General features: G+C 75.0%; 17 protein-coding genes and 1 pseudogene. 9 read left to right on the plus strand and 9 right to left on the minus strand.

What is annotated here, in order from left to right; genetic code table 11:
• Positions 1 to 13: 13 nt before the first annotated feature.
• Positions 14 to 280, minus strand: coding sequence for a GlsB/YeaQ/YmgE family stress response membrane protein (locus tag AC3WT4_RS01840; protein ID WP_009865881.1), 267 nt, complete (start codon positions 278 to 280; stop codon positions 14 to 16).
• A gap of 170 nt (positions 281 to 450) precedes the next feature.
• On the opposite strand from AC3WT4_RS01840, the gene AC3WT4_RS01845 reads away from it, so the two are divergent.
• Positions 451 to 828: an RNA-binding S4 domain-containing protein gene (locus tag AC3WT4_RS01845; RefSeq protein ID WP_074804223.1), complete on the plus strand. Its 378-nt coding sequence runs from the start codon at positions 451 to 453 to the stop codon at positions 826 to 828.
• A 144-nt stretch (positions 829 to 972) separates the two neighbouring features.
• On the opposite strand, the gene AC3WT4_RS01850 is transcribed toward AC3WT4_RS01845, so the two are convergent.
• The 3 genes from AC3WT4_RS01850 to AC3WT4_RS01860 all read right to left on the minus strand — a co-directional run bounded on the left by AC3WT4_RS01850 (position 973) and on the right by AC3WT4_RS01860 (position 3675).
• Positions 973 to 1710: a lytic polysaccharide monooxygenase gene (locus AC3WT4_RS01850; RefSeq protein WP_074803302.1), complete on the minus strand. Its 738-nt coding sequence runs from the start codon at positions 1708 to 1710 to the stop codon at positions 973 to 975.
• A gap of 242 nt (positions 1711 to 1952) precedes the next feature.
• Positions 1953 to 2717, minus strand: a complete 765-nt coding sequence (locus AC3WT4_RS01855; RefSeq protein WP_074803299.1) for a lytic polysaccharide monooxygenase — start codon at positions 2715 to 2717, stop codon at positions 1953 to 1955.
• A 379-nt stretch (positions 2718 to 3096) separates the two neighbouring features.
• Positions 3097 to 3675: a 1-acyl-sn-glycerol-3-phosphate acyltransferase gene (locus tag AC3WT4_RS01860; protein ID WP_257417722.1), complete on the minus strand. Its 579-nt coding sequence runs from the start codon at positions 3673 to 3675 to the stop codon at positions 3097 to 3099.
• 149 nt (positions 3676 to 3824) lie between these two features.
• Here AC3WT4_RS01860 and AC3WT4_RS01865 point away from each other — a divergent pair, with 149 nt between their 5' ends.
• Genes AC3WT4_RS01865 through AC3WT4_RS01875 form a run of 3 tightly spaced genes read left to right on the plus strand, consistent with a single transcriptional unit; the run spans position 3825 to position 7434 of the window.
• Positions 3825 to 5039, plus strand: coding sequence for an ROK family transcriptional regulator (locus tag AC3WT4_RS01865; protein ID WP_108050360.1), 1215 nt, complete (start codon positions 3825 to 3827; stop codon positions 5037 to 5039).
• Complete coding sequence (locus tag AC3WT4_RS01870) at positions 5036 to 5980, plus strand: polysaccharide deacetylase family protein (protein WP_492314548.1); 945 nt, start codon at positions 5036 to 5038, stop codon at positions 5978 to 5980. Before AC3WT4_RS01865 ends, AC3WT4_RS01870 begins: the two co-directional genes overlap by 4 nt.
• The gene (locus AC3WT4_RS01875; protein ID WP_492314549.1) at positions 5977 to 7434 is read left to right on the plus strand and encodes an MFS transporter; all 1458 of its coding nucleotides are present in this window, start codon (positions 5977 to 5979) and stop codon (positions 7432 to 7434) included. The genes AC3WT4_RS01870 and AC3WT4_RS01875 overlap by 4 nt, the downstream gene beginning before the upstream one ends.
• Positions 7435 to 7443: 9 nt before the next feature.
• On the opposite strand, the gene AC3WT4_RS01880 is transcribed toward AC3WT4_RS01875, so the two are convergent.
• Complete coding sequence (locus tag AC3WT4_RS01880; protein WP_400110618.1) at positions 7444 to 7980, minus strand: MarR family winged helix-turn-helix transcriptional regulator; 537 nt, start codon at positions 7978 to 7980, stop codon at positions 7444 to 7446.
• A gap of 90 nt (positions 7981 to 8070) precedes the next feature.
• On the opposite strand from AC3WT4_RS01880, the gene AC3WT4_RS01885 reads away from it, so the two are divergent.
• The 3 genes and pseudogenes from AC3WT4_RS01885 (at position 8071) to AC3WT4_RS01895 (ending at position 11353) form a co-directional block, all read left to right on the plus strand.
• Entirely contained in the window at positions 8071 to 9018 is a 948-nt protein-coding gene (locus tag AC3WT4_RS01885) for an LLM class flavin-dependent oxidoreductase (protein WP_257417706.1), read from the plus strand.
• Positions 9015 to 10450 (plus strand): annotated as a pseudogene (locus AC3WT4_RS01890) (LLM class flavin-dependent oxidoreductase); the annotation flags it as partial. The gene AC3WT4_RS01885 and the pseudogene AC3WT4_RS01890, both read left to right, overlap by 4 nt.
• A gap of 9 nt (positions 10451 to 10459) precedes the next feature.
• Positions 10460 to 11353, plus strand: coding sequence for an FAD-binding oxidoreductase (locus AC3WT4_RS01895; protein ID WP_492314554.1), 894 nt, complete (start codon positions 10460 to 10462; stop codon positions 11351 to 11353).
• Between the two features lie 53 nt (positions 11354 to 11406).
• Here AC3WT4_RS01895 and AC3WT4_RS01900 read toward each other — a convergent pair whose 3' ends face one another.
• On the minus strand, positions 11407 to 12612 hold the full coding sequence (locus tag AC3WT4_RS01900) for a benzoate/H(+) symporter BenE family transporter (RefSeq protein WP_257417702.1): 1206 nt from the start codon (positions 12610 to 12612) through the stop codon (positions 11407 to 11409).
• A gap of 83 nt (positions 12613 to 12695) precedes the next feature.
• Between AC3WT4_RS01900 and AC3WT4_RS01905 the strand changes: the two genes are divergently transcribed.
• Positions 12696 to 13379 (plus strand): helix-turn-helix domain-containing protein, encoded by a 684-nt coding sequence (locus AC3WT4_RS01905; protein WP_257417700.1) that lies wholly within the window; start codon positions 12696 to 12698, stop codon positions 13377 to 13379.
• Here AC3WT4_RS01905 and AC3WT4_RS01910 read toward each other — a convergent pair.
• The 3 genes from AC3WT4_RS01910 to AC3WT4_RS01920 form a co-directional block, all read right to left on the minus strand.
• Positions 13339 to 14622, minus strand: a complete 1284-nt coding sequence (locus AC3WT4_RS01910; protein ID WP_257417698.1) for a PrsW family intramembrane metalloprotease — start codon at positions 14620 to 14622, stop codon at positions 13339 to 13341. The genes AC3WT4_RS01905 and AC3WT4_RS01910 overlap by 41 nt on opposite strands.
• A gap of 159 nt (positions 14623 to 14781) precedes the next feature.
• Positions 14782 to 15201: an LbetaH domain-containing protein gene (locus AC3WT4_RS01915; protein ID WP_034652356.1), complete on the minus strand. Its 420-nt coding sequence runs from the start codon at positions 15199 to 15201 to the stop codon at positions 14782 to 14784.
• 409 nt (positions 15202 to 15610) lie between these two features.
• Positions 15611 to 16612 (minus strand): LacI family DNA-binding transcriptional regulator, encoded by a 1002-nt coding sequence (locus tag AC3WT4_RS01920; RefSeq protein ID WP_074803276.1) that lies wholly within the window; start codon positions 16610 to 16612, stop codon positions 15611 to 15613.
• Positions 16613 to 16803: 191 nt separating this feature from the next.
• Between AC3WT4_RS01920 and AC3WT4_RS01925 the strand changes: the two genes are divergently transcribed.
• Positions 16804 to 18093, plus strand: a complete 1290-nt coding sequence (locus AC3WT4_RS01925; RefSeq protein ID WP_108050369.1) for an ABC transporter substrate-binding protein — start codon at positions 16804 to 16806, stop codon at positions 18091 to 18093.
• Positions 18094 to 18259 lie beyond the last annotated feature (166 nt).

Below are 18259 nucleotides of genomic sequence, written 5' to 3' on the forward strand. Positions count from 1 at the left end.
GCGGCCGACGCCGTCAGGCGCGCTTGCGGTTGGTGAACCAGGACCAGATGAACACCACGATGATGGAGCCGATGAGCGCGAAGCCCCACGTGCCGAGGTCGAAGAACTCCTCGTTGACGTCGGTGCCGAACACCGCCGAGGCGATGAACCCGCCGAGCAGGGCGCCCACGATGCCCAGCAGCAGCGTGACGATCCAGCCGCCCTTCTGCTTGCCCGGCACGATCGCGCGGGCGATGGCACCCATGATGAGGCCGATGAGGATCCAGCCGATGATGCCCATGTCACGTCTCCGTTTCCCGTAGGGACAGATCCGGCCAAAAGGACTCTTGCCCCGAATGACCTGCCACCACCGTGGCACGGGTGCCCGGTTCTCGCACGCCGACGGCGGTCTGCGGGCCGCACGGACCCGCCGGTACCGCGCCCCGCGCGGTCTCGTAGGCTCGGAGGGTGGTGACGACCGAGGCGACGAGCGCGCGCGTCGACAGCTGGCTCTGGGCCGTCCGCGTGTTCAAGAGCCGCTCGCAGGCGACGGCCGCCGTGAAGGCCGGGCACGTGCGCGTCAACGGCGAGCGCGCGAAGCCCGCGACGAGCGTGAAGGTGAAGGACCGCGTCGTCGTGCGGGGCGGCCCCGTGGAGCGGATCCTCGTCGTCGAGAAGGTGCTCGTGAAGCGGGTGTCCGCCACCCTCGCCGCGCAGGCGGTCGACGACCAGAGCCCGCCCCCGCCGCCGCGCGAGCTCACCGTGCGCGTCGCCGTCCGCGACCGCGGCGCGGGCCGTCCCACGAAGCGCGAGCGCCGCGACCTCGACCGGCTGCGGGGACGGGGCTGACCTCCGGGCGCCTCTGACCCGCGGACCGCGCCCGTCGCGCGCGACGGCCGACGGTCGCGTGCGTGCACGCGTCCGCCGGCCGTCGGCAGTGCTGTCGGGACGGCTCCCTGGACGGTTCCGGGGATCGCTCCCGGGATCAGTGCGTCAGCAGGCCCCGAGGTCCTTCCAGACGCCCCACTGGCCGCTCTGCGACGGGTTCTCGCCCGTCGTCCACCACTTGGCCTGGTAGTTGCGGCCGGAGTACGAGACGTTCGCCCCGCCGACGTAGGCGGCGCTCGCCGACCACGCCGGAGCCGAGCACGTGCCGGGGTTGCCCGGGTTCCCGGGGTTGCCGGGGTTCCCCGGGTTGCCCGGGTCGGTCCCGCCGCTGCCGATCTTCAGGTCGACGCAGTTGTAGAACGCGTTGACCGTGTTCGACACGTTCCAGCGCGCGAGGATCGTGTGGTTGCCCTCGGGCAGGCCCGTCAGGGTGTGGGAGATGTTGCTGGGCGGCTGCGCGCCGTTCTGGTTGAACGTCTTGAACAGCACGCCGTCGACGAAGTACTCCCACGTGCTCGTGTTGTGCGCCGCGGTGAGCTTCCACTGGAACGTGACCGACGTGCCGGTCTGCGTGCGCGGCCAGGGCTTGCTCGCGTCGTCGAGGATGCTGAAGCCGCTGCCGCCCGAACACTGCATCGAGCCCTTGGGCGCCTCGACGGACTGGGGCTCGTACTTGATCGAGCCGCAGTCGAAGGACGTCGTGCCCTTCGCGCAGTGGTCCTGCCGGCTCGGCGGCGACGTGATCCAGCCGTGGGCGCTCGCGCTGGGCGCGACGGCCACGGGCGCGATGATCGCGACCGCGCCGACGACGGCTGCCAGGAGTACCGCTCTCAGTCTTCGCATGAGATGTCTCGCTCTCCATCCGGTGGTGCATGGGTCCTGCGGCGCGCTTCCTCGCGGGCCGCTTCTCGGATCGGGCACCTCGACGCTACGAAACGGGCGGAGAGCCGGACAATTGGGCAAAGCCCGTACGTGCTTCCGCGTACGCGCGCCGGGCGCGCCCTCGTCGCCGGGGTCGGCGACGCACGACGGCGGGTGGTCTCGCCCGTCGGACGAGACCACCCGCCGTCGCGGGGTTCAGCAGGTCAGCAGGCGCCGATCAGCTTCCACGGGCCCCATGCCTCGGAGCCGGGGACGTTGTTCTGCGTCCACCACTTCGCCTCGTACACGTTGCCCGCGTAGGAGACCTTCGCGCCGCCCGTGTAGGTCGACGTCGAGGCCCACGCCGGGTCCGCGCAGGTGCCCGGCGTGCCGCCGCCGGGGTTGCCGCCGCCCGGGGTGCCCGGCTCGGGCGTGCCGCCGCCGGGGGTGCCCCCGCCGGGGTTGGTGCCGTCGGCCGTGACGGTCAGGTCGACGCAGTTGTAGAACGCGTTGACCGTGTTCGACACGTTCCAGCGCGCGAGGATCGTGTGGTTGCCGAGCGGCAGGCCCTTCAGGGTGTGCGAGATGTTCTTGGGGGGCTGGACGCCGCCGCCGTCGAACGTCGCGAAGAGCTGGCCGTCGACGAAGTACTCCCACACGCTCGTGGCGTGGTTCGCCGTGAGGTTCCACTGGAACGTCACGTCGCGGCCCGTGGTCGTGCGGGGCCAGGGCTTGCTCGCGTCGTCGAGGATCGCGTAGCCGCTGCCGCCGGAGCACTTCATCGAGCCCTTGGGGGCCTCGACGGACTGCGGCTCGTACTTGATGGAACCGCAGTCGAAGGACGTGGTGCCCTTCGCGCAGTTGTCCTGCCGGCTGGGGGGAGAGGTGATCCAGCCGTGCGCCGAGGCGCTGGGGGCGATCGCGATCGGGGCGATGATCGCGGTCGCGCCCACGACGGCGGCGAGGAGCGCCGCGCGGAGTCGCTTCATCGGGGGACTCGCTTCCTGTGTCGGGGAGGGCCGACGTCGTGCGGAGCCCGCACCGTCGACCGTGACGAGGGGGACCGTAAGCAGGTGGAGGACGAGGCTCCAACGCCTACGCAGGGCCGCCCCGGAGTACGGGATGTCCCGTACGCGACGTCCCGCGGAGGGCGTCTTCGTGCGGCTCGACCGGGGTCCGGGACCCCCGCTCGAGGTGCCTCGGGCATCCGTCCGGCGGGTGAAGAGTGTGGGGACTACGTAGGGTGCCGGGGCACCGGACGTGGCGGTGGCCCGAAGCTGAACGAGCGTCCGAGAGCGCGGGCGCCGGACGGCCCGGTGCGCCCCCGCGGGGGACGGCGTGCGGGACGGCGTCCGGGGTCGCGGCCCGTCAGGCGGGCGCGTCCTCCTCGCGCAGGCGCGGCTCGGTGCGCAGCGCGGGCCGGAGGCCCGACTTGTCGGCGTAGAACGCGCGCACGACGTCCATGTCGGCGCGCACGTCGCCGGTGAGGTCGATCGTCGGGCCGAGGCCCGTCGTCATCGTGGTGCGGTCCACGTAGCCGAGCGTGACCGGCAGGTGCGCCTCGCGCGCGATCCGGTAGAACCCCGACTTCCAGTACGACCCCGCGCCGCGCGTGCCCTCGGGCGTGACGACGAGCGAGAAGACCTCGCCCGCCCGGAGGCGGCCGACGACGTCGGTCACGACCCGGCTCGGGTCGCGCCGGTCGACGGGGATGCCGCCCAGCGCGCGCATGACCGGACCCGCGGGACCGGCGAAGAGCGTGTGCTTGCCCAGCCAGCGCACGTGGATGCCCGTGCTCCACGCGATCGCGAGCATGAGCACGAAGTCCCAGTTCGACGTGTGCGGGGCTCCGACGAGGAGGGTGGGCCGGTTCGTGTCGTACGGCTGCGAGCGCAGCCTCCACCGGCTGGTCGCCCAGAAGGCGCGGGCGAGGGCTCGGCGGATCACGACGTCACGCTACAGGGTGGGAGACGCGCGGCGGCCGCCGTCGACAACCACAGGCGGCGCGGTTAGTCTCCGGCGGGTAGGGAACTTCCCGCCCTACCTGCTCGGCCCGGACATGTCTGCTCGACCACCCACTGCTCGACGGAGACCAGATGGACACCACTCCCGCCGGAACCCCCGCCCTCCTGCGCACCCTCAACGCGCGCGCCGTGCTCGACGTGCTCGGCACCGGCGCGCAGGTCGCGCGCCCCGACGTCGTCGCGGCGACCGGTCTGTCGAAGACGACCGTCGCGCAGACCCTGCGCGCGCTCGAGGCGACGGGCGTCGTCACGGAGGCGGGGCTCGACCGGGACCGTCGCGGCCCGGCCGCGACGCTGTACCGGGTCGACCCGGACTACGCGTTCGGGCTGGGGGTCGACGTCGCGCGCGACCGCGTGCGGGTCGCGCTCGTCGACGTCACGGGAGCGGTCCGTGCCCGCGCCGAGCGGCGCGACGTCCGCCCGACCCCGACGGCGCGCGCCCGTGCCGCGGCCGAGCTCGCCCGCGCGTGCGTCACCGACGTCCAGGCCCGGCTGCCCGAGGGAGCGACCGTCGAGGTGACGCGCGCCGTCGCGGCGGTGCCGTCGATCGTCAGCCCGGACCACGCGACGATCCGCCGGGTGCCGGGCTTCGAGAAGGGCGGCACGGACCTCCACGACGCCCTCGTCGATGCGCTCGGCTGCCCGGTGACGCTCGAGAACGACCTCAACCTCGCGGCGATCGCGGAGCAGCGCGACGGCGTCGCCGCCGGCGTCCGGACGTTCGTCGTGCTGGGGCTCGGCGACGGGTTCGGCGCCGGTCTCGTCCTCGACGGCCGTCTGCACCGCGGCGCGGCGGGCGGCGCGGGCGAGGTGTCGTTCCTCCCGCACCCCGGCCGGTCGCTCGGCTCGGAGACGCTCGGGGCGTCGTCGATCGCGGCGATCGCCAAGGAGAACGGCCTCCCGGACGACATCGCGGTCAAGGACATCGTGGACCGCGCCGCGCAGGGCGACGGCGCGTCCGGCGACGTGCTGGACGAGGTCGCGGAGCGCATCGGCGTCGTGGCGGCGGCCGTCGCGCTCGTCGTCGAGCCGGAGCTCTTCGTCCTCACCAACCACGCCGCGCGCCCCCCGATCGCCGAGCGCGTGCAGCGGTTCCTCGGCGAGAAGCTGGCCGTGCTGCCCGTGCGGGTCGTCCCGTCGGAGCTCACGAGCGACGCCGTCGTCGTGGGCGCGGCCCGGTCCGCGAGCGACGCCCTGCGCGACGAGGTGTTCCGCGCCGCCGCGGCCCACTCGGCACCGGGCGAGAGCGGCGAGGCCGACGACGAGCACGCGGAGGCCGCGTCGTGACGACGCCCGCGGCGGGAGGGCCGCCGTCGGACCTGGTGTCCCGGCTGGGCCTCGCGGGCGACGCGCGCGCCGTGATCCTCAACGCCGACGACTACGGCATGTGCCGGGCGGCGAACCGCGCGATCTCGGAGCTGCTCCTCGCGGGGCACCTCGACTCCGCGACCGTCATGGTGCCGTGCGGCTGGGCGCCGGACGCGCTCGCGTTCGCCGCGGCGCACCCCGTCGACGTCGGCGTCCACCTCGTGCTCACGAGCGAGTGGACGCGCTACCGGTGGCGGCCCCTCACGGGGGCGGGGACCTCGCTCGTCGACGCCGCGGGGTACTTCCCGCGCGACGTCCGCACCGTCGAGCAGCAGGCGCGCGCCGAGGACGTCGCGGCCGAGCTCGCGGCGCAGCTCGACGCGGCGCTCGCCGCCGGGGTCGACGTCTCGCACCTCGACAACCACATGGGCTCGGTCTACGGGCTCGAGACGGGGCGCTCGTTCCTGCCGCAGGTGTTCGAGCTCGCGGCCCGGCACGGGCTGCCGTTCCGCCTGCCGCGCACGACCGACGGGATGCTCCTGCCGCCCGGCGACTTCCAGCCGCTCCTCGACGAGGCGACCGCGGCGGCCGACGCGCTCGGGGTCGTGCTCGTCGACCGCCTGTGGACGCACCCGTTCGAGCTCGCCGGCGAGGGCACGGACGACGCGGAGGGCTACGAGGACGTCCGTGACGGCTTCCTCGACCTGCTGCGCCGCGTGCCGCCCGGCGTCACCGAGATCTACCTGCACCCCATGCTCGACGACGACGAGCTCGGCGACGTCGCCGACTACGCCGCGCCGAAGCGCGGGTTCGAGCACCGCCTCCTCGCCGACCCGGCGGTCGCGGCCGTGGTGGCCGAGGAAGGCCTCGTCCGCGTCGGCTGGCGCGACCTGCGCGCGGTCCAGCGGGGCGAGCGATGAGCGCGCCGCACGGGACGCCGTCGGGCACGGCGCCGAGCGGAGGGGCGCCGACCGGAGGGGCGCTCGCCCGGGTGCGGGACCGCCGCCTCGTCGGCGCGGCCACGCGCGCGCAGACCGTCGCCTACGGCGCGTCCGCGTTCCCCGCGAACCTGCTGCTCCAGACGTTCTCCGCGTTCGTCGTCTACTTCTACGTCGACCACCTCGGCGTGCCCGCCGGCTGGGTCGCGGGCGCCATGGTCGCGCACGGCATCCTCAACGCGGTGCTCAACCCGCTCGTCGGCGCGGCCTCCGACCGGCGCCGCACCCGCTGGGGCCGCCGCGTGCCGTGGATCGGGCTCGGCGTCGTGCCGCTCGTCGTCGCGTTCGCGCTCGTGTGGATGCCGCCCGCGCTGAGCCCCACCGGGCTCGTCGTGTGGTTCCTCGTCGTCGTCGCCGTGTACGACGTCGCGTACGTCGTCGTCGTGCTCAACGTCTCGGCGCTGTTCCCCGAGATCTTCCGCACGACGGCGGAGCGCGCCCGCGGGAACGCGCCGCGCCAGATCTTCGGCCTCGTCGGCATGATCCTCGGCACCGCCGGCGCCCCGCTGCTGTACGGGACGCTCGGGTGGACGTGGATGGCGCTGCTGCTCGCCGTCGTGAGCCTCGGGTTCTTCGCGTGGTCCCTCGTCGGCATGGTCGAGCGTCCCGTCGACGTCGCGGCGGTGCGCGAGCGCGAGGCCGCCGTCGGGCTCGGCGCCCAGCTGCGCTACACGTTCGCGAACCGCGCGTTCGTCACCTACGTGCTCGGGTCGCTGCTGCTCCAGAGCACCACCGCGATCGTGCTCGCCGCCGTGCCGTTCTACGTGCGCTACGTGCTCGGCGGGGCGGAGGCCGACGCGACGTTCCTCCTCGCGCCGATCTTCGTCGCCGCGATCCCGGCGATCGTCGGGTGGTCGTGGGTCGTGCGCCGCATCGGCCCGCGCTCCACGATGCTCTGGGTCGTCGCCGTGTACGGGCTCGCGACGTGCCTCTACCTCGTGCCGACCACCGTGCTCGGCGCCGCGCTCGCGGGCCTGGCCGTCGGCGTGGGCGTGGCCGGGCTCATGCAGGTGCTCGAGGTCGCGCTCGCGCAGGTCATCGACGACGACGAGCGCCGCACCGGCCTGCGCCGCGAGGGCATGTACTTCGGGGCGAACGGGTTCGTCGTGCGCGGGTCCGTGATCGTGCAGGCCGTCCTCGTCGCGGCCGTGCTCTCCGCGAGCGGCTACGTCGAGGGCACCGGCGACGTCGTGCAGCCGGACGGCGTCGCGACGGGCGTGCGCCTCCTGCTCGGCGGTATCCCCGTCCTCATCGCCGCCCTGGCCTTCGTGTGCTTCTGGTTCTACCCCCTGCGCGGCCGGGACCCCGAGGGCACCGACGCCGCACTCGCCGAGGCTGACGCGTCACCCACCGCTGCTGACCCGCTCCCGAGGTAGACCGGGTCTCTACCTCGGCGGGGTGGTGGTGCCGAGGGTGTGCTCGGCGACGGTGCACGGGTCGGTGCCGGCGTCGATGTCGCGGAGGTCGCACGCGACGCGGCGCATGAGGGTGCGGAAGGTGCCGCGCTCGTCGGGCGAGAGCATGTCGAGGAGCTGCTCCTCGGCGTCGTGCACGGCGGCGGCCCACCCCGCGAGACGACGGCGGCCCTCGGGCGTCGCGACGACGCGGCGCGCCCGGCGGTCGGCGGGGTTCTGCTGCCGCTCGACGAGGCCGGACGCGACGAGGTCGTCGACGAGGTACGTCATGACGGTGCGGTCGATGCCGTGGTGCTCGGCGAGCGCGAGCTGCGTGGGGTGGTCGCCCTGCGCGACGGTCACGAGGACCTGGTAGCCGCGCGTGCCGTGCGGGACGTCGTCGAGCGCCTGCTCGACGGTCGCGCGGTAGGCGCGCAGCAGGACGCCGAGGTGCCAGCCGAGGTCCTCGAGGCGGCCGGGGAGCTCGGCCGGGCCGGTGGGTGCGGCGGTCGTCGCGCTCGTGCTCATCCGCTCAGGGTACCGCGGGAATGCGGTTGCACCACCTATCTGTTCTCGATATGTTCTGCTCAACAACGTATCTTGAGATCGCGAGGAGCCATGCCCGACTACGGCCACGACCTGCGCTTCGGGTCCTTCGTCACGCCCACCGCCGCGGCGCCGCAGCAGGCGGTCGCGCTCGCGCAGCTGTCCGAGGAGGTCGGCCTGGACCTCGTGACCTTCCAGGACCACCCGTACCAGGCGGCGTTCCTCGACACCTGGACCCTGCTGTCGTGGGTCGCGGCGCGCACCGAGCGCATCCGCCTCGCGGGCAACGTGCTCAACCTGCCGCTGCGCCCGCCGGCCGTGCTGGCGCGCGCCGTCGCGAGCCTCGACCGGCTGTCGGGCGGGCGTGTCGAGCTCGGCCTGGGCGCGGGCGGGTTCTGGGACCCGATCGTCGCGATGGGCGGCGAGCGCCTCACGCCGGGGCAGTCCGTCGACGCGCTCTCCGAGGGCATCGACGTCATCCGCGGGCTGTGGGACACGACCACGCGCGAGCGGCTGGACGTGGGCGGGACGTACCACCACGTCGACGGCGCCAAGCGGGGCCCCGCCCCCGCGCACGACGTCGAGATCTGGGTCGGGGCGCTCAAACCCCGCATGCTGCGCCTCGTCGGCGCGCAGGCCGACGGCTGGCTCCCGTCGCTCGCGTACCTGCAGAGCTTCGAGGCGCTCGCGCAGGGCAACGCGACGATCGACGCCGCCGCGCAGGAGGCGGGCCGCGACCCGCGCGCGGTGCGTCGGCTCCTCAACGTCGGCGGGCGGTTCACCGCCGACGGCGGCGCCGGGTTCCTCCAGGGGTCGCCGCGGCAGTGGGCCGAGCAGGTCGCGGAGGTGGCGCTCGAGCACGGCGTGTCCACGTGGATCGTCGGCGGCGACGACCCGACGACGCTCGCCGTCGTGGGCCAGGAGGTCGCGCCCGCGGCGCGCGAGCTCGTCGCCGCGGCGCGCGGCACGACCGACGGCGCGGCACCGGTCGCACCGGCCGACGGCGGGGCCCGCGCATGACCGACTACGGCCACCCGCTCCGGCTGGGCACGTTCGTCACGCCGTCGGCGCAGGACCCGGAGGCGACGGTCGGGCTCGCGCGCGTCGCGGAGGACGCCGGCTACGACCTCGTGACGTTCCAGGACCACCCGTACCAGCCGCGCTTCCTCGACACGTGGACGCTGCTGTCGTACGTCGCGTCCGCGACGGAGCGCATCCACGTCGCGCCCGACGTCGTCAACGTCCCGATGCGTCCGCCCGCCGTCCTGGCGCGCGCGGCGGCGAGCCTGGACCTGCTCTCCGACGGTCGTGTCGAGCTCGCCCTCGGGGCGGGGGCCTTCTGGGACGCCATGGAGGCGATGGGCACGCGCCGGCTCACGCCGGGGGAGTCCGTCGACGCGCTCGCCGAGGCGATCGACGTGATCCGCGCGATCTGGGGCGAGGACGGCGACGGCGAGCTGTTCGTGCCCGGCCGGCACCACCGGCTCGACGGCGCGACGCCAGGCCCGGGCACCACGCGCCGCATCCCGCTGTGGCTGGGTGCGCTCGGCCCCCGGATGCTGCGCCTCGTCGGGGAGAAGGCCGACGGCTGGCTCCCGTCGCTGGGCCGTGTGGGCCTCGACGGGCTGCGCGCGGGCAACGCGCGCATCGACGAGGCGGCGGCCGCCGTCGGGCGCGACCCGCGCGAGGTGACGCGCCTGCTCAACGTGTCGGGCACGTTCGACGCGGTCCCGGAGGCGTCCGGCCTCGGGGGCGCCCCCGACCTCTCCGGGCCGCCCGCGGCCTGGCTCGAGCGGCTCCTGCCGCTCGTCCTCGACGAGGGCGTCTCCACGCTGATCCTCGCGACCGACGACGAGCGCACCACCCGCCGGTTCGCGGACGAGGTCGCGCCCGCCCTGCGCGACGCCGTCGACGCCGCACGCGCGGAGCGGGGCACCGACACGTCGCGCGTCGTGCCGCTCGCCGTGCGGGCCGCGCGTCGCGACGGGATCGCGTACGACGACGTCCCCGCCGCGCTCGCGGAGCGTGCCGTCGAGCCGGGCGACGCCGCGTACGCGGGGGTGCGCTCGAACTACCTGCGCGGCGGCTCGCCGGGCCTCGTGCTGCGCCCGCGCGACACCGCGGAGGTCGTCGAGGCGCTCGCGTTCGCGCGCGCCCAGCCGGTGACGCGCCGGGTGCCGCTGTCCGTCCGCTCGGGCGGGCACGGCATCAGCGGGCGCTCCACGAACGACGGCGGCATCGTCCTCGACCTCGCCGCCCTCGACCAGGTGGAGGTGCTCGACGTCGCCGCGCGCCTCGTGCGCGTCGGCCCGGCGCGCGCTGGGGCGGGGTCGCCGCGGCGCTCGCGCCGCGCGGCTGGGCGATCACGTCGGGCGACTCCGGCGGCGTCGGGGTGGGCGGTCTCGCGACGGCGGGCGGTATCGGCTTCCTCGGGCGGGCGCACGGCCTGACGATCGACCACGTGCGCGCGGTCGAGGTCGTCCTCGCGGACGGCTCGGTCGTGCGCGCGAGCGACGACGAGAACACGGACCTGTTCTGGGCCGTGCGCGGCGCCGGGGCGCAGGTCGGGATCGTCACGTCGTTCGAGCTCGTCGCGGACGAGGTGTCCGCGGTGGGGTTCGCGCAGATGGTGCACGACGCGTCGGACCTCGCCGGGTTCCTCGAGCGCTGGGGCGCCACGGTGGAGGCCTCGCCCCGAGACACGACGAGCTTCCTGATCGTGGGGCGGCCGCGGCCGGGGCAGCCCGTCGTCGCGCAGTCGATGACGATGGTCGACTCCGACGACCCGGACACCGTCCTTGCGCGGCTCCAGCCGTTCGCGGCGATCTCCCCGCTGCTCGCCCGGGCGACGGCGCAGATCGTGCCGTACGACGCCGTCGTCTCCGCGCCCCCGCCCGGCCCGCACGGCGGGCAGGGCGAGCCCGTGTCGCGGTCCGGGCTGCTGGAGCACCTCACGCCCGAGGCGTCGGCGCGGCTCGCGGGCCTCGTCGCGAGCGGGGACACGTACTTCTTCCAGATCCGCTCGACGGGCGGCGCGGCGTCGGACGTGCCGGCGGACGCGACGGCGTACGCGCACCGGTCCGCGAACTTCTCGGTCGTCGCGATGGGGGCGAGCCGGTCCCGTCTCGACGCGCGGTGGGACGCGCTCGCCGACGTGTTCGACGGCATGTACCTCAGCTTCGACACCGACCTGCGCACCGAGCGCGTGACGGACGCGTTCCCGCCCGCGACCCTGGAGCGGCTGCGCGAGGTCAAGCGCCGCGTGGACCCGACGAACGTCTTCCGCGACAACCTGCCCGTCCTCGGGCCGCACCCGACGGACGAGCCGACGGGCGCCGTCGTCCAGCCGAGGTAGAGCCCCGGCCCGCCAAGGTCGAGGCGTGGTCATGACCACGCCTCGACCTCGCGCTATCGGGGTGCTGCCTCGGGGGTGGCGGGGGTGCGTGCCCGACGGCGCACGGTGAGCACCGCGTGGACGGCGAGGCCCGCGAGCACGGCCCAGAACGCGGCGCCGATGCCCGCGACGACCGTCCCGCTCGCGGCGACGAGGAACGTCACGACGGCCGCCTCACGGCCCCGTGGCTCGGCGACCGCGCCCGCGACGGCGGCGCCGAGCGTCCCGACGAGCGCGAGCCCGGCGGCCGCCTCGACGAGCCCGGCGGGCGCGGCCGCGACCAGCGCGGCGAGCCCGGCCGAGCCCACGGCGAGCACCAGGTAGGCCCAGCCCGCGGTGTGGGCGGCGACCCAGCGCCGTCGGGGGTCGGGGTGCGCCTCGGGGCCTGCGGCGAGCGCGGCGGAGATCGCCGCGAGGTTGATCGCGTGCCCGCCCGCGGTGGCCCCCGCGAGGGTCGCGAGGCCGGTGACGGTCATGGTCTCGCGCCACGGCACGCGGTAGCCGAACGAGGCCATGACTGCGACGCCCGGGACGTTCTGCGACGCCATCGTCACGACGTAGAGCGGCACGGCGAGCCCGACGACCGCCTGCCACGACAGCGTCGGGGCGGTGAGGTCGAGGCGGGGGACGGCGTCGGCCCAGGCGAGGGTGCCGCTCCCCACGGCCTCGTACCCGACGACCGCGAGCGTGACCGCGAGCGCCGCGGGCGCGGCCCAGCGCGGCGCGAGCCGCAGCAGCACGAGCCACGTGAGCACGACGGGCGCGACGAGCAGCGGCGTCGTGACGACCGCGCGGACGGGCGCGAGGCACAGCGTGAGCAGGACGCCCGCGAGCATCGCCTGGGCGATCGGGGTGGGGATCGCGGCGACGAGGTCGCCGAGGCGCGGCCAGAGCGCGGTGAGCAGCACGAGCCCGCCGACGACGCAGAACGCGCCGACCGCGGCGGGCCAGCCGCCCGCGACCGCGCCCGTGCTGACGAGCAGCGCGGCCCCGGGCGTGGACCAGGCGAGCGTGAGCGGGGTGCGGTGGCGCGTCGTCAGCCAGAGGATGCCGACGGCCTGCGTCACGCACAGGGCGAGCAGGCCGGACGCGGCCTGGTCGGGCGTGGCGCCGACGGCGCGCAGGCCCGCGAGCACGACGGCGAACGAGCTCGTGAAGCCGACGAGGGCCGTGACGAGCCCGGCGAGGACGGGGCGCAGGCGCTCCGGGTCGGGTTCCATGCTGCTCCAGCGGACGTGCCGAGCCGTTCTGTTTGCGGAACGCTACCAGAGTGGCCTGAGTCACGGCCGGTAGGCTGCCGCGCGTGAGCGACGGGGGAGCGCGGGCGAGCGCAGGAGCGAGCGCAGGGGCGAGCGCAGGGCCGGACGACGGCGCGGGCGGCGGTGCCCCCGCGCCGTCGGACCGCCGTGGGGACGAGACCCTCGCCGCGGTCGCCGCCCAGATCCGGGCGCTGCGGGCCGAGCGCGGGCTGTCGCTGTCGGCGCTCGCGGCGGCGGCGGGCGTCGGCAAGGGCTCGCTCTCCGAGATCGAGCACGGCGCGCGCAACCCCACGCTCGCGACGCTCTACGCGCTCGCCGGGGCGCTCGGCGTCCCGCTCGCGACCCTCCTCGCCGAGCGGCCGGGTTCGGAGGTGTCGTCCGAGGGCGTCCGGGCCCGCCTCCTCGACGCCCACCACCTGCCCGACGGCACGGCCGTCGAGGTCTACCACCTGCACCTCGCGGCGTCCGCGGACCGCACGTCGCCGCCGCACGGGCCGGGCGTCGTCGAGCACCTGCTCGTGACCTCCGGCCGCGTGCGCGCGGGCCGTCGTGGCGCCGAGGCCGTGGTGACCGTGGGGGACGGGCTGCGCTGGGTGTCGGACGCCGAGCACTCCTACCGTGCGCTCGACGGCGCGCCCGTGGACGCGGTGCTCGTCATCCGGACCCCGCCGCGCGGCGGACGGTCCGCTACCGCAGGCCGGGCCCCGGCGCCCACGCGCCGGACGTGAACCCCGACGGCGCACCCGGCGACCAGGGCGCCGGCGGCGGCTGCGGAGCCCGCACCAGGAACGCCTGGCGCGCCGTGAGCATGAGCTGCAGCAGCGCGCGCCGCTGTCCCTCGACGCGCCACGCCTCGACCGCGCCGCGCTCGACCCGGTCGTGGAGCAGCGCGAGCTCCGTCGCCGCCTGCTGGTAGTCGCGCATCGCGTGCGCGGCCCCCGCGCCTCCGGTGCGGCGCGCCCAGTCGCGCGCCTGACGGCGAGCGGCGAGCGTCGAGAGCATCGCGAGGTCGGCGGGCGTCACGAGGCCCGTCGGCACGTACGGGACGAGCTGGCGCCGGATCGTCGCGACCGTGCGGCGTCTGTCCCGGACGAGCAGGACGACCAGCGTGACCAGCACCCCGAGCCCGGCGAGGTACGCGACCCCGAGCGCGAGCGGGCCGAAGCCGGTCGAGGCGTTCCACAGCATGTGCAGGGCGATGGCCGCGGCGAGACCGCCGAGCGGCGCGAGCACGCGGCGCGGCCCGGGCGGGCTCGTGGCGGCGCTCGCGACGCCGAGGCCCGTGAGCGCCGTGCAGAGCGGGTGCAGCAGGGGCGTGACGATCGCGCGCAGCACGAACGTCGGGCCGAGCGTGCCGTCCTGCGCGGCCATGATGAAGTACGTGACGTTCTCGACCGCCGCGAACCCGAGCGCGACCATCGCGGCGTAGATCACGCCGTCCGTCCAGCCGTCGATCTCGTGACGCCGGAACCACAGCATCCCGAACAGCACCGCGCCCTTGAGGATCTCCTCGACGAACGGCGCCCCGAACGACGCCACGACGTACCAGCCGACCTCCTCGCCGAACAGCGGCGCGGTGAGCAGCTCGAGGCCGAGCGTGTTGAGGATCCCCGCGACGAGCGTCGCGATCCCCGCGCCCCAGAGGAACGCGACGACGAGCGCGCTCGGCGGCTCGGGCTCCAGGCGGTCGAGCGCGAGCACGACCGGCACCCAGATGCCCAGCGGCACGAGCGCGAGCAGCAGCCCGACCGTGAACGTGCCCACCCCGGACAGCGCCGCGAGCACGAGGCCCACGAGCAGGCACAGGCTCGCGACGGCGATCGTCACGATGACGCCGACGCGCGCGCGGCCCGGCGGCCGGCCCTCGAGCACGGCGCGCGGGTCGAGCGGGACGGCGGCACCCGCCGGGCCCAGCGGGTGCGGCGGCTGCTGGGGCGGGGGGACGGCCGGGCCGTGCGGCGGGAAGGTCACGGGCGGTAAGGCTACGCACCCGGCGGGCGGCGCGGGAAGGCGTCCGCCCGGCGCGCCGCGCGACGCGGCGCGCTCGGAGGCGTCGCTGGGACCGCTGTGGCGGACGGCGCCCAGCGGCCCGCGGTGGCGGGGCCCGCCGGGCGGCCGGGGGAGGTGGGGCTACGCGGCGACGTCGTACCCGGAGCGGAGGCCGCCCCGGCGGCGGACGGTCGCGTCGTCGGGCACGATCTCGTCCGGCGGGACGACGGCGCCGGCCTCCACGAGCACCCGGCGCCCGACGCGCGCGCCGCTGCCCACGCGGGCGCGGTCGCCGACGCGCGCCTCGGGGGCGATGCGGACGTTGTCGCCGACGCGGACGTCGCGGCCGAGGACGACGTCCCGGTCGATCCAGGTCCCGTCACCGAGCCGGCAGCCGTGACCCACCACCGCGCCCTTCTCGACGTAGGTGCCCCACCCGACGGGCACGGACTCGGGGACGCGGGCGTGCGGCGACACGAAGCCACCGCCGGTGTGACGGTCGTAGTGCATGATCTCGCCGAAGTCGTTCTCGACCTGGACGCGGCGTGCGAGGCGGGCCACCTGACCTCCTCAAGGTCTGTCGACAGTGGTACTGGTGACATAACGACGACGAGGCGCCCAGGATTCCAACGCCGCTGTCCCCGCCGAGGTAGAGCCGTGGTCGCGCGGGGTAGACCCGTGGTCTCCCGACCGACCGTGGGGGCCACTCAGCCGTCCGTGCCTCGCGGACGAGGATCACCCGGCCGACCTCCCGCGGTGCTTCCACGGTCGCCGGGCACCGCCCGTCCGCCGTCGCGACGAGCAGGTGGACCGGGCGCGTCCTGGCCGACGGACGCGCCGGAACCGCCTGCTCGCACTGCCCGGATGGCTCGGTCGGGCCGCCCTCGTCCTCGACGGGCGACCTGGCCTCTACCTGGCGCGACCAGGGCTCTGCCTCGCGCGACGGCGGCACCGTCCCGACGGCGGGCGGTCAGACGGCGCGGGTGGTGCCGCGGACGACGAGGGTCGTGGGGAGGCGGACGTGCGGCTCGCGCGTCCGGCCCTCGACGAGGTCGACGATGAGGCGCAGGGCCTCGGTGCCCATGCGGTGGATGGGCTGGTCGACGGTCGTCAGGGGCGGGGTGGTGAGCGCGGACTCCGGCACGTTGTCGAAGCCGATGACGGAGACGTCGTCGGGCACGCGGAGGCCGAGCTCGGCGGCGACCTCCATGGTGCGGATCGCGGAGAGGTCGTTGGCGGCGAAGATCGCGGTGGGGCGCTCGGGGAGCGAGAGGAGCTCGTGCGCGGGGGAGTCCGCGAGGTCGGGGCGGTAGCCGCCGACGCGCACGAGGTCGGGGTCGAAGGCGATGCCCGCGTCGGCGAGCGCCTCGCGGTACCCCTGCTCGCGCAGGCGCGCGGACTCGAGGTCGGGGCGGCCGGCGAGGAAGCCGATGCGGCGGTGGCCGAGGTCGAGGAGGTGCTGTGTCGCGGTGCGGCCGCCGGCGAGGTTGTCGGAGTCGACGGTCGGGGGGTCGGACGGGCCGCGGTGCGGGTCGACGGCGACGACGGGGATCGAGCTGCCGGGCGCGACGACGGTGGGCGTGACGAGGATGGCGCCGTCGATGAGGGTGCCGCCGAGGCGGGACAGCGAGCGCTGCTCCCAGCCGACGCGGTCGTCGCGGCGCAGCCCGCCGGAGTAGGCGAGGAGCTCGTACCCGGTCCCGTCGACGGCCTCGGAGATGCCCTTGAGGAGCTCGGTCGAGAAGGGCTCGAACTCGGCGACGAGGATGCCGATGACGTTGGTCCTGCTGCTCCGCAGGCTCCGCGCGACGATCGACGACTCGTACCCGAGGTCGTCGATGACCGCCTGGACGTGGCGGGAGGTCTCGGGCGCGACGCCGTAGCGACCGTTGATCACCTTGGAGACGGTCGCGACGGAGACGCCGGCGGTGCGCGCGACGTCGCCGATCGTGACTCTTCCCGTGGAGCGCATGGGGATGACAGTAGCCCCTGGCGGGCGCCGTCGGAGGCCCGTGCCACGTCGTATGTAAAACGTTATCGATAACGATTGACACGGCCGGGTCGCGCCTGCCAGAGTCGCTACCGGCGGCCCCACAGCGGTGGCGGCCCGGCGCGCTCGAGGCAGCGTGCGCCCCGGTGCGACTCGACGAAGAGGACGGAACGATGAAGGCTCGAAAGCTCCTGACGGCGACCGCCGTCGCCCTGGCGGGCACGCTCGTGCTCACGGCCTGCGGAGGCGGAGGCGACTCCGGCTCGGACGACGGCTCGGTCTCGATGACCTTCTGGCACAACTCCACGACCGGTGAGGGCAAGGCCTACTGGGAGGAGACGGTCGCGGCGTTCGAGGAGGCGAACCCCGGCGTCACGATCGAGATCCAGGCCATCCAGAACGAGGACATGGACGGCAAGCTCCAGACGGCCCTCAACTCGGGCGACGCGCCCGACATCTTCATGGCGCGCGGCGGCGGCAAGCTGGCCGACGTCGTGGAGGCCGGCCAGGCGATGGACCTCACCGACGCGATCGACGACACCACGCGCGAGGCCGTGGGCGACGCGGCGCTCAGCGCCTTCACGGTCGACGGCAAGGTCTACGGGATGCCGGTCTCGATCCTCCCGGGCGGCGTGTACTACAGCGAGGACCTGTTCGAGCAGGCCGGCGTGACGGCGAACCCGACGACGATCGGCGAGCTCGAGGGCGTCGTCGACCAGCTCAAGACCGCAGGCGTCGCGCCGATCGCGCTCGGCGCGAAGGACGCGTGGCCGGCCGCGCACTGGTACTACTTCTTCGCCCTGCGCGAGTGCTCGCAGGACACCATCAACACGGCGGCGAGCGAGCGCAGCTTCGACGACCCGTGCTGGCTCAAGGCCGGCGAGGACCTCCAGGCGTTCGCCGAGACCGAGCCCTTCAACCAGGGCTTCCTTACGACCTCCGCGCAGCAGGGCGCGGGCTCGTCCGCGGGCCTCATCGCGAACCACCAGGCGGCCATGGAGCTCATGGGCGCGTGGAACCCCGGCGTCATCGCGTCGCTCACGCCGGACGAGAAGCCGCTCGCGGACCTGCAGTGGTTCCCGTTCCCGGCGGTCGAGGGCGGTGACGGCGAGCCCGGCGCCATGATGGGCGGCGTCGACGGCTTCTCCTGCTCGGCCCAGGCCCCCGCCGAGTGCGCGGAGTTCCTCAACTTCATCATGTCGAAGGAGTCGCAGGAGGCGTACGCCACCGCGTTCCACACCCTGCCCGCGAGCAAGGAGGCGCAGGGCGTCGTGACGGAGCCCGCGCTCGTCTCGATCCTCGAGGCCTACAACGAGGCGCCGTACGTCACCGTCTGGCTGGACACGCTGTTCGGGCAGAACGTCGGCAACGCGCTCAACACCTCCGTGGTCAACCTGCTCGCCGGCAAGGGCACGCCGCAGGACATCGTCGACACGACGAACGCCGCAGCGGCCAAGGAGTAACCGGAGCCATGACCGTGTCCCAGGGCGAGACCTCGCCGAGCACGACGACGCCCGAGGACCGGGCCGGGGGCGGCGCTGGCGCCGTGGCAGGGCCGCCCCCGGGGGGGGGGGGGTGCGCGTGTCCGAGCCCCCAAAACAGGAGGTATCATCTAGGGGGGGGGGTTTT

The sequence above is a fragment of the Cellulosimicrobium sp. EB106-03-01-XG111 genome (assembly GCF_058792115.1).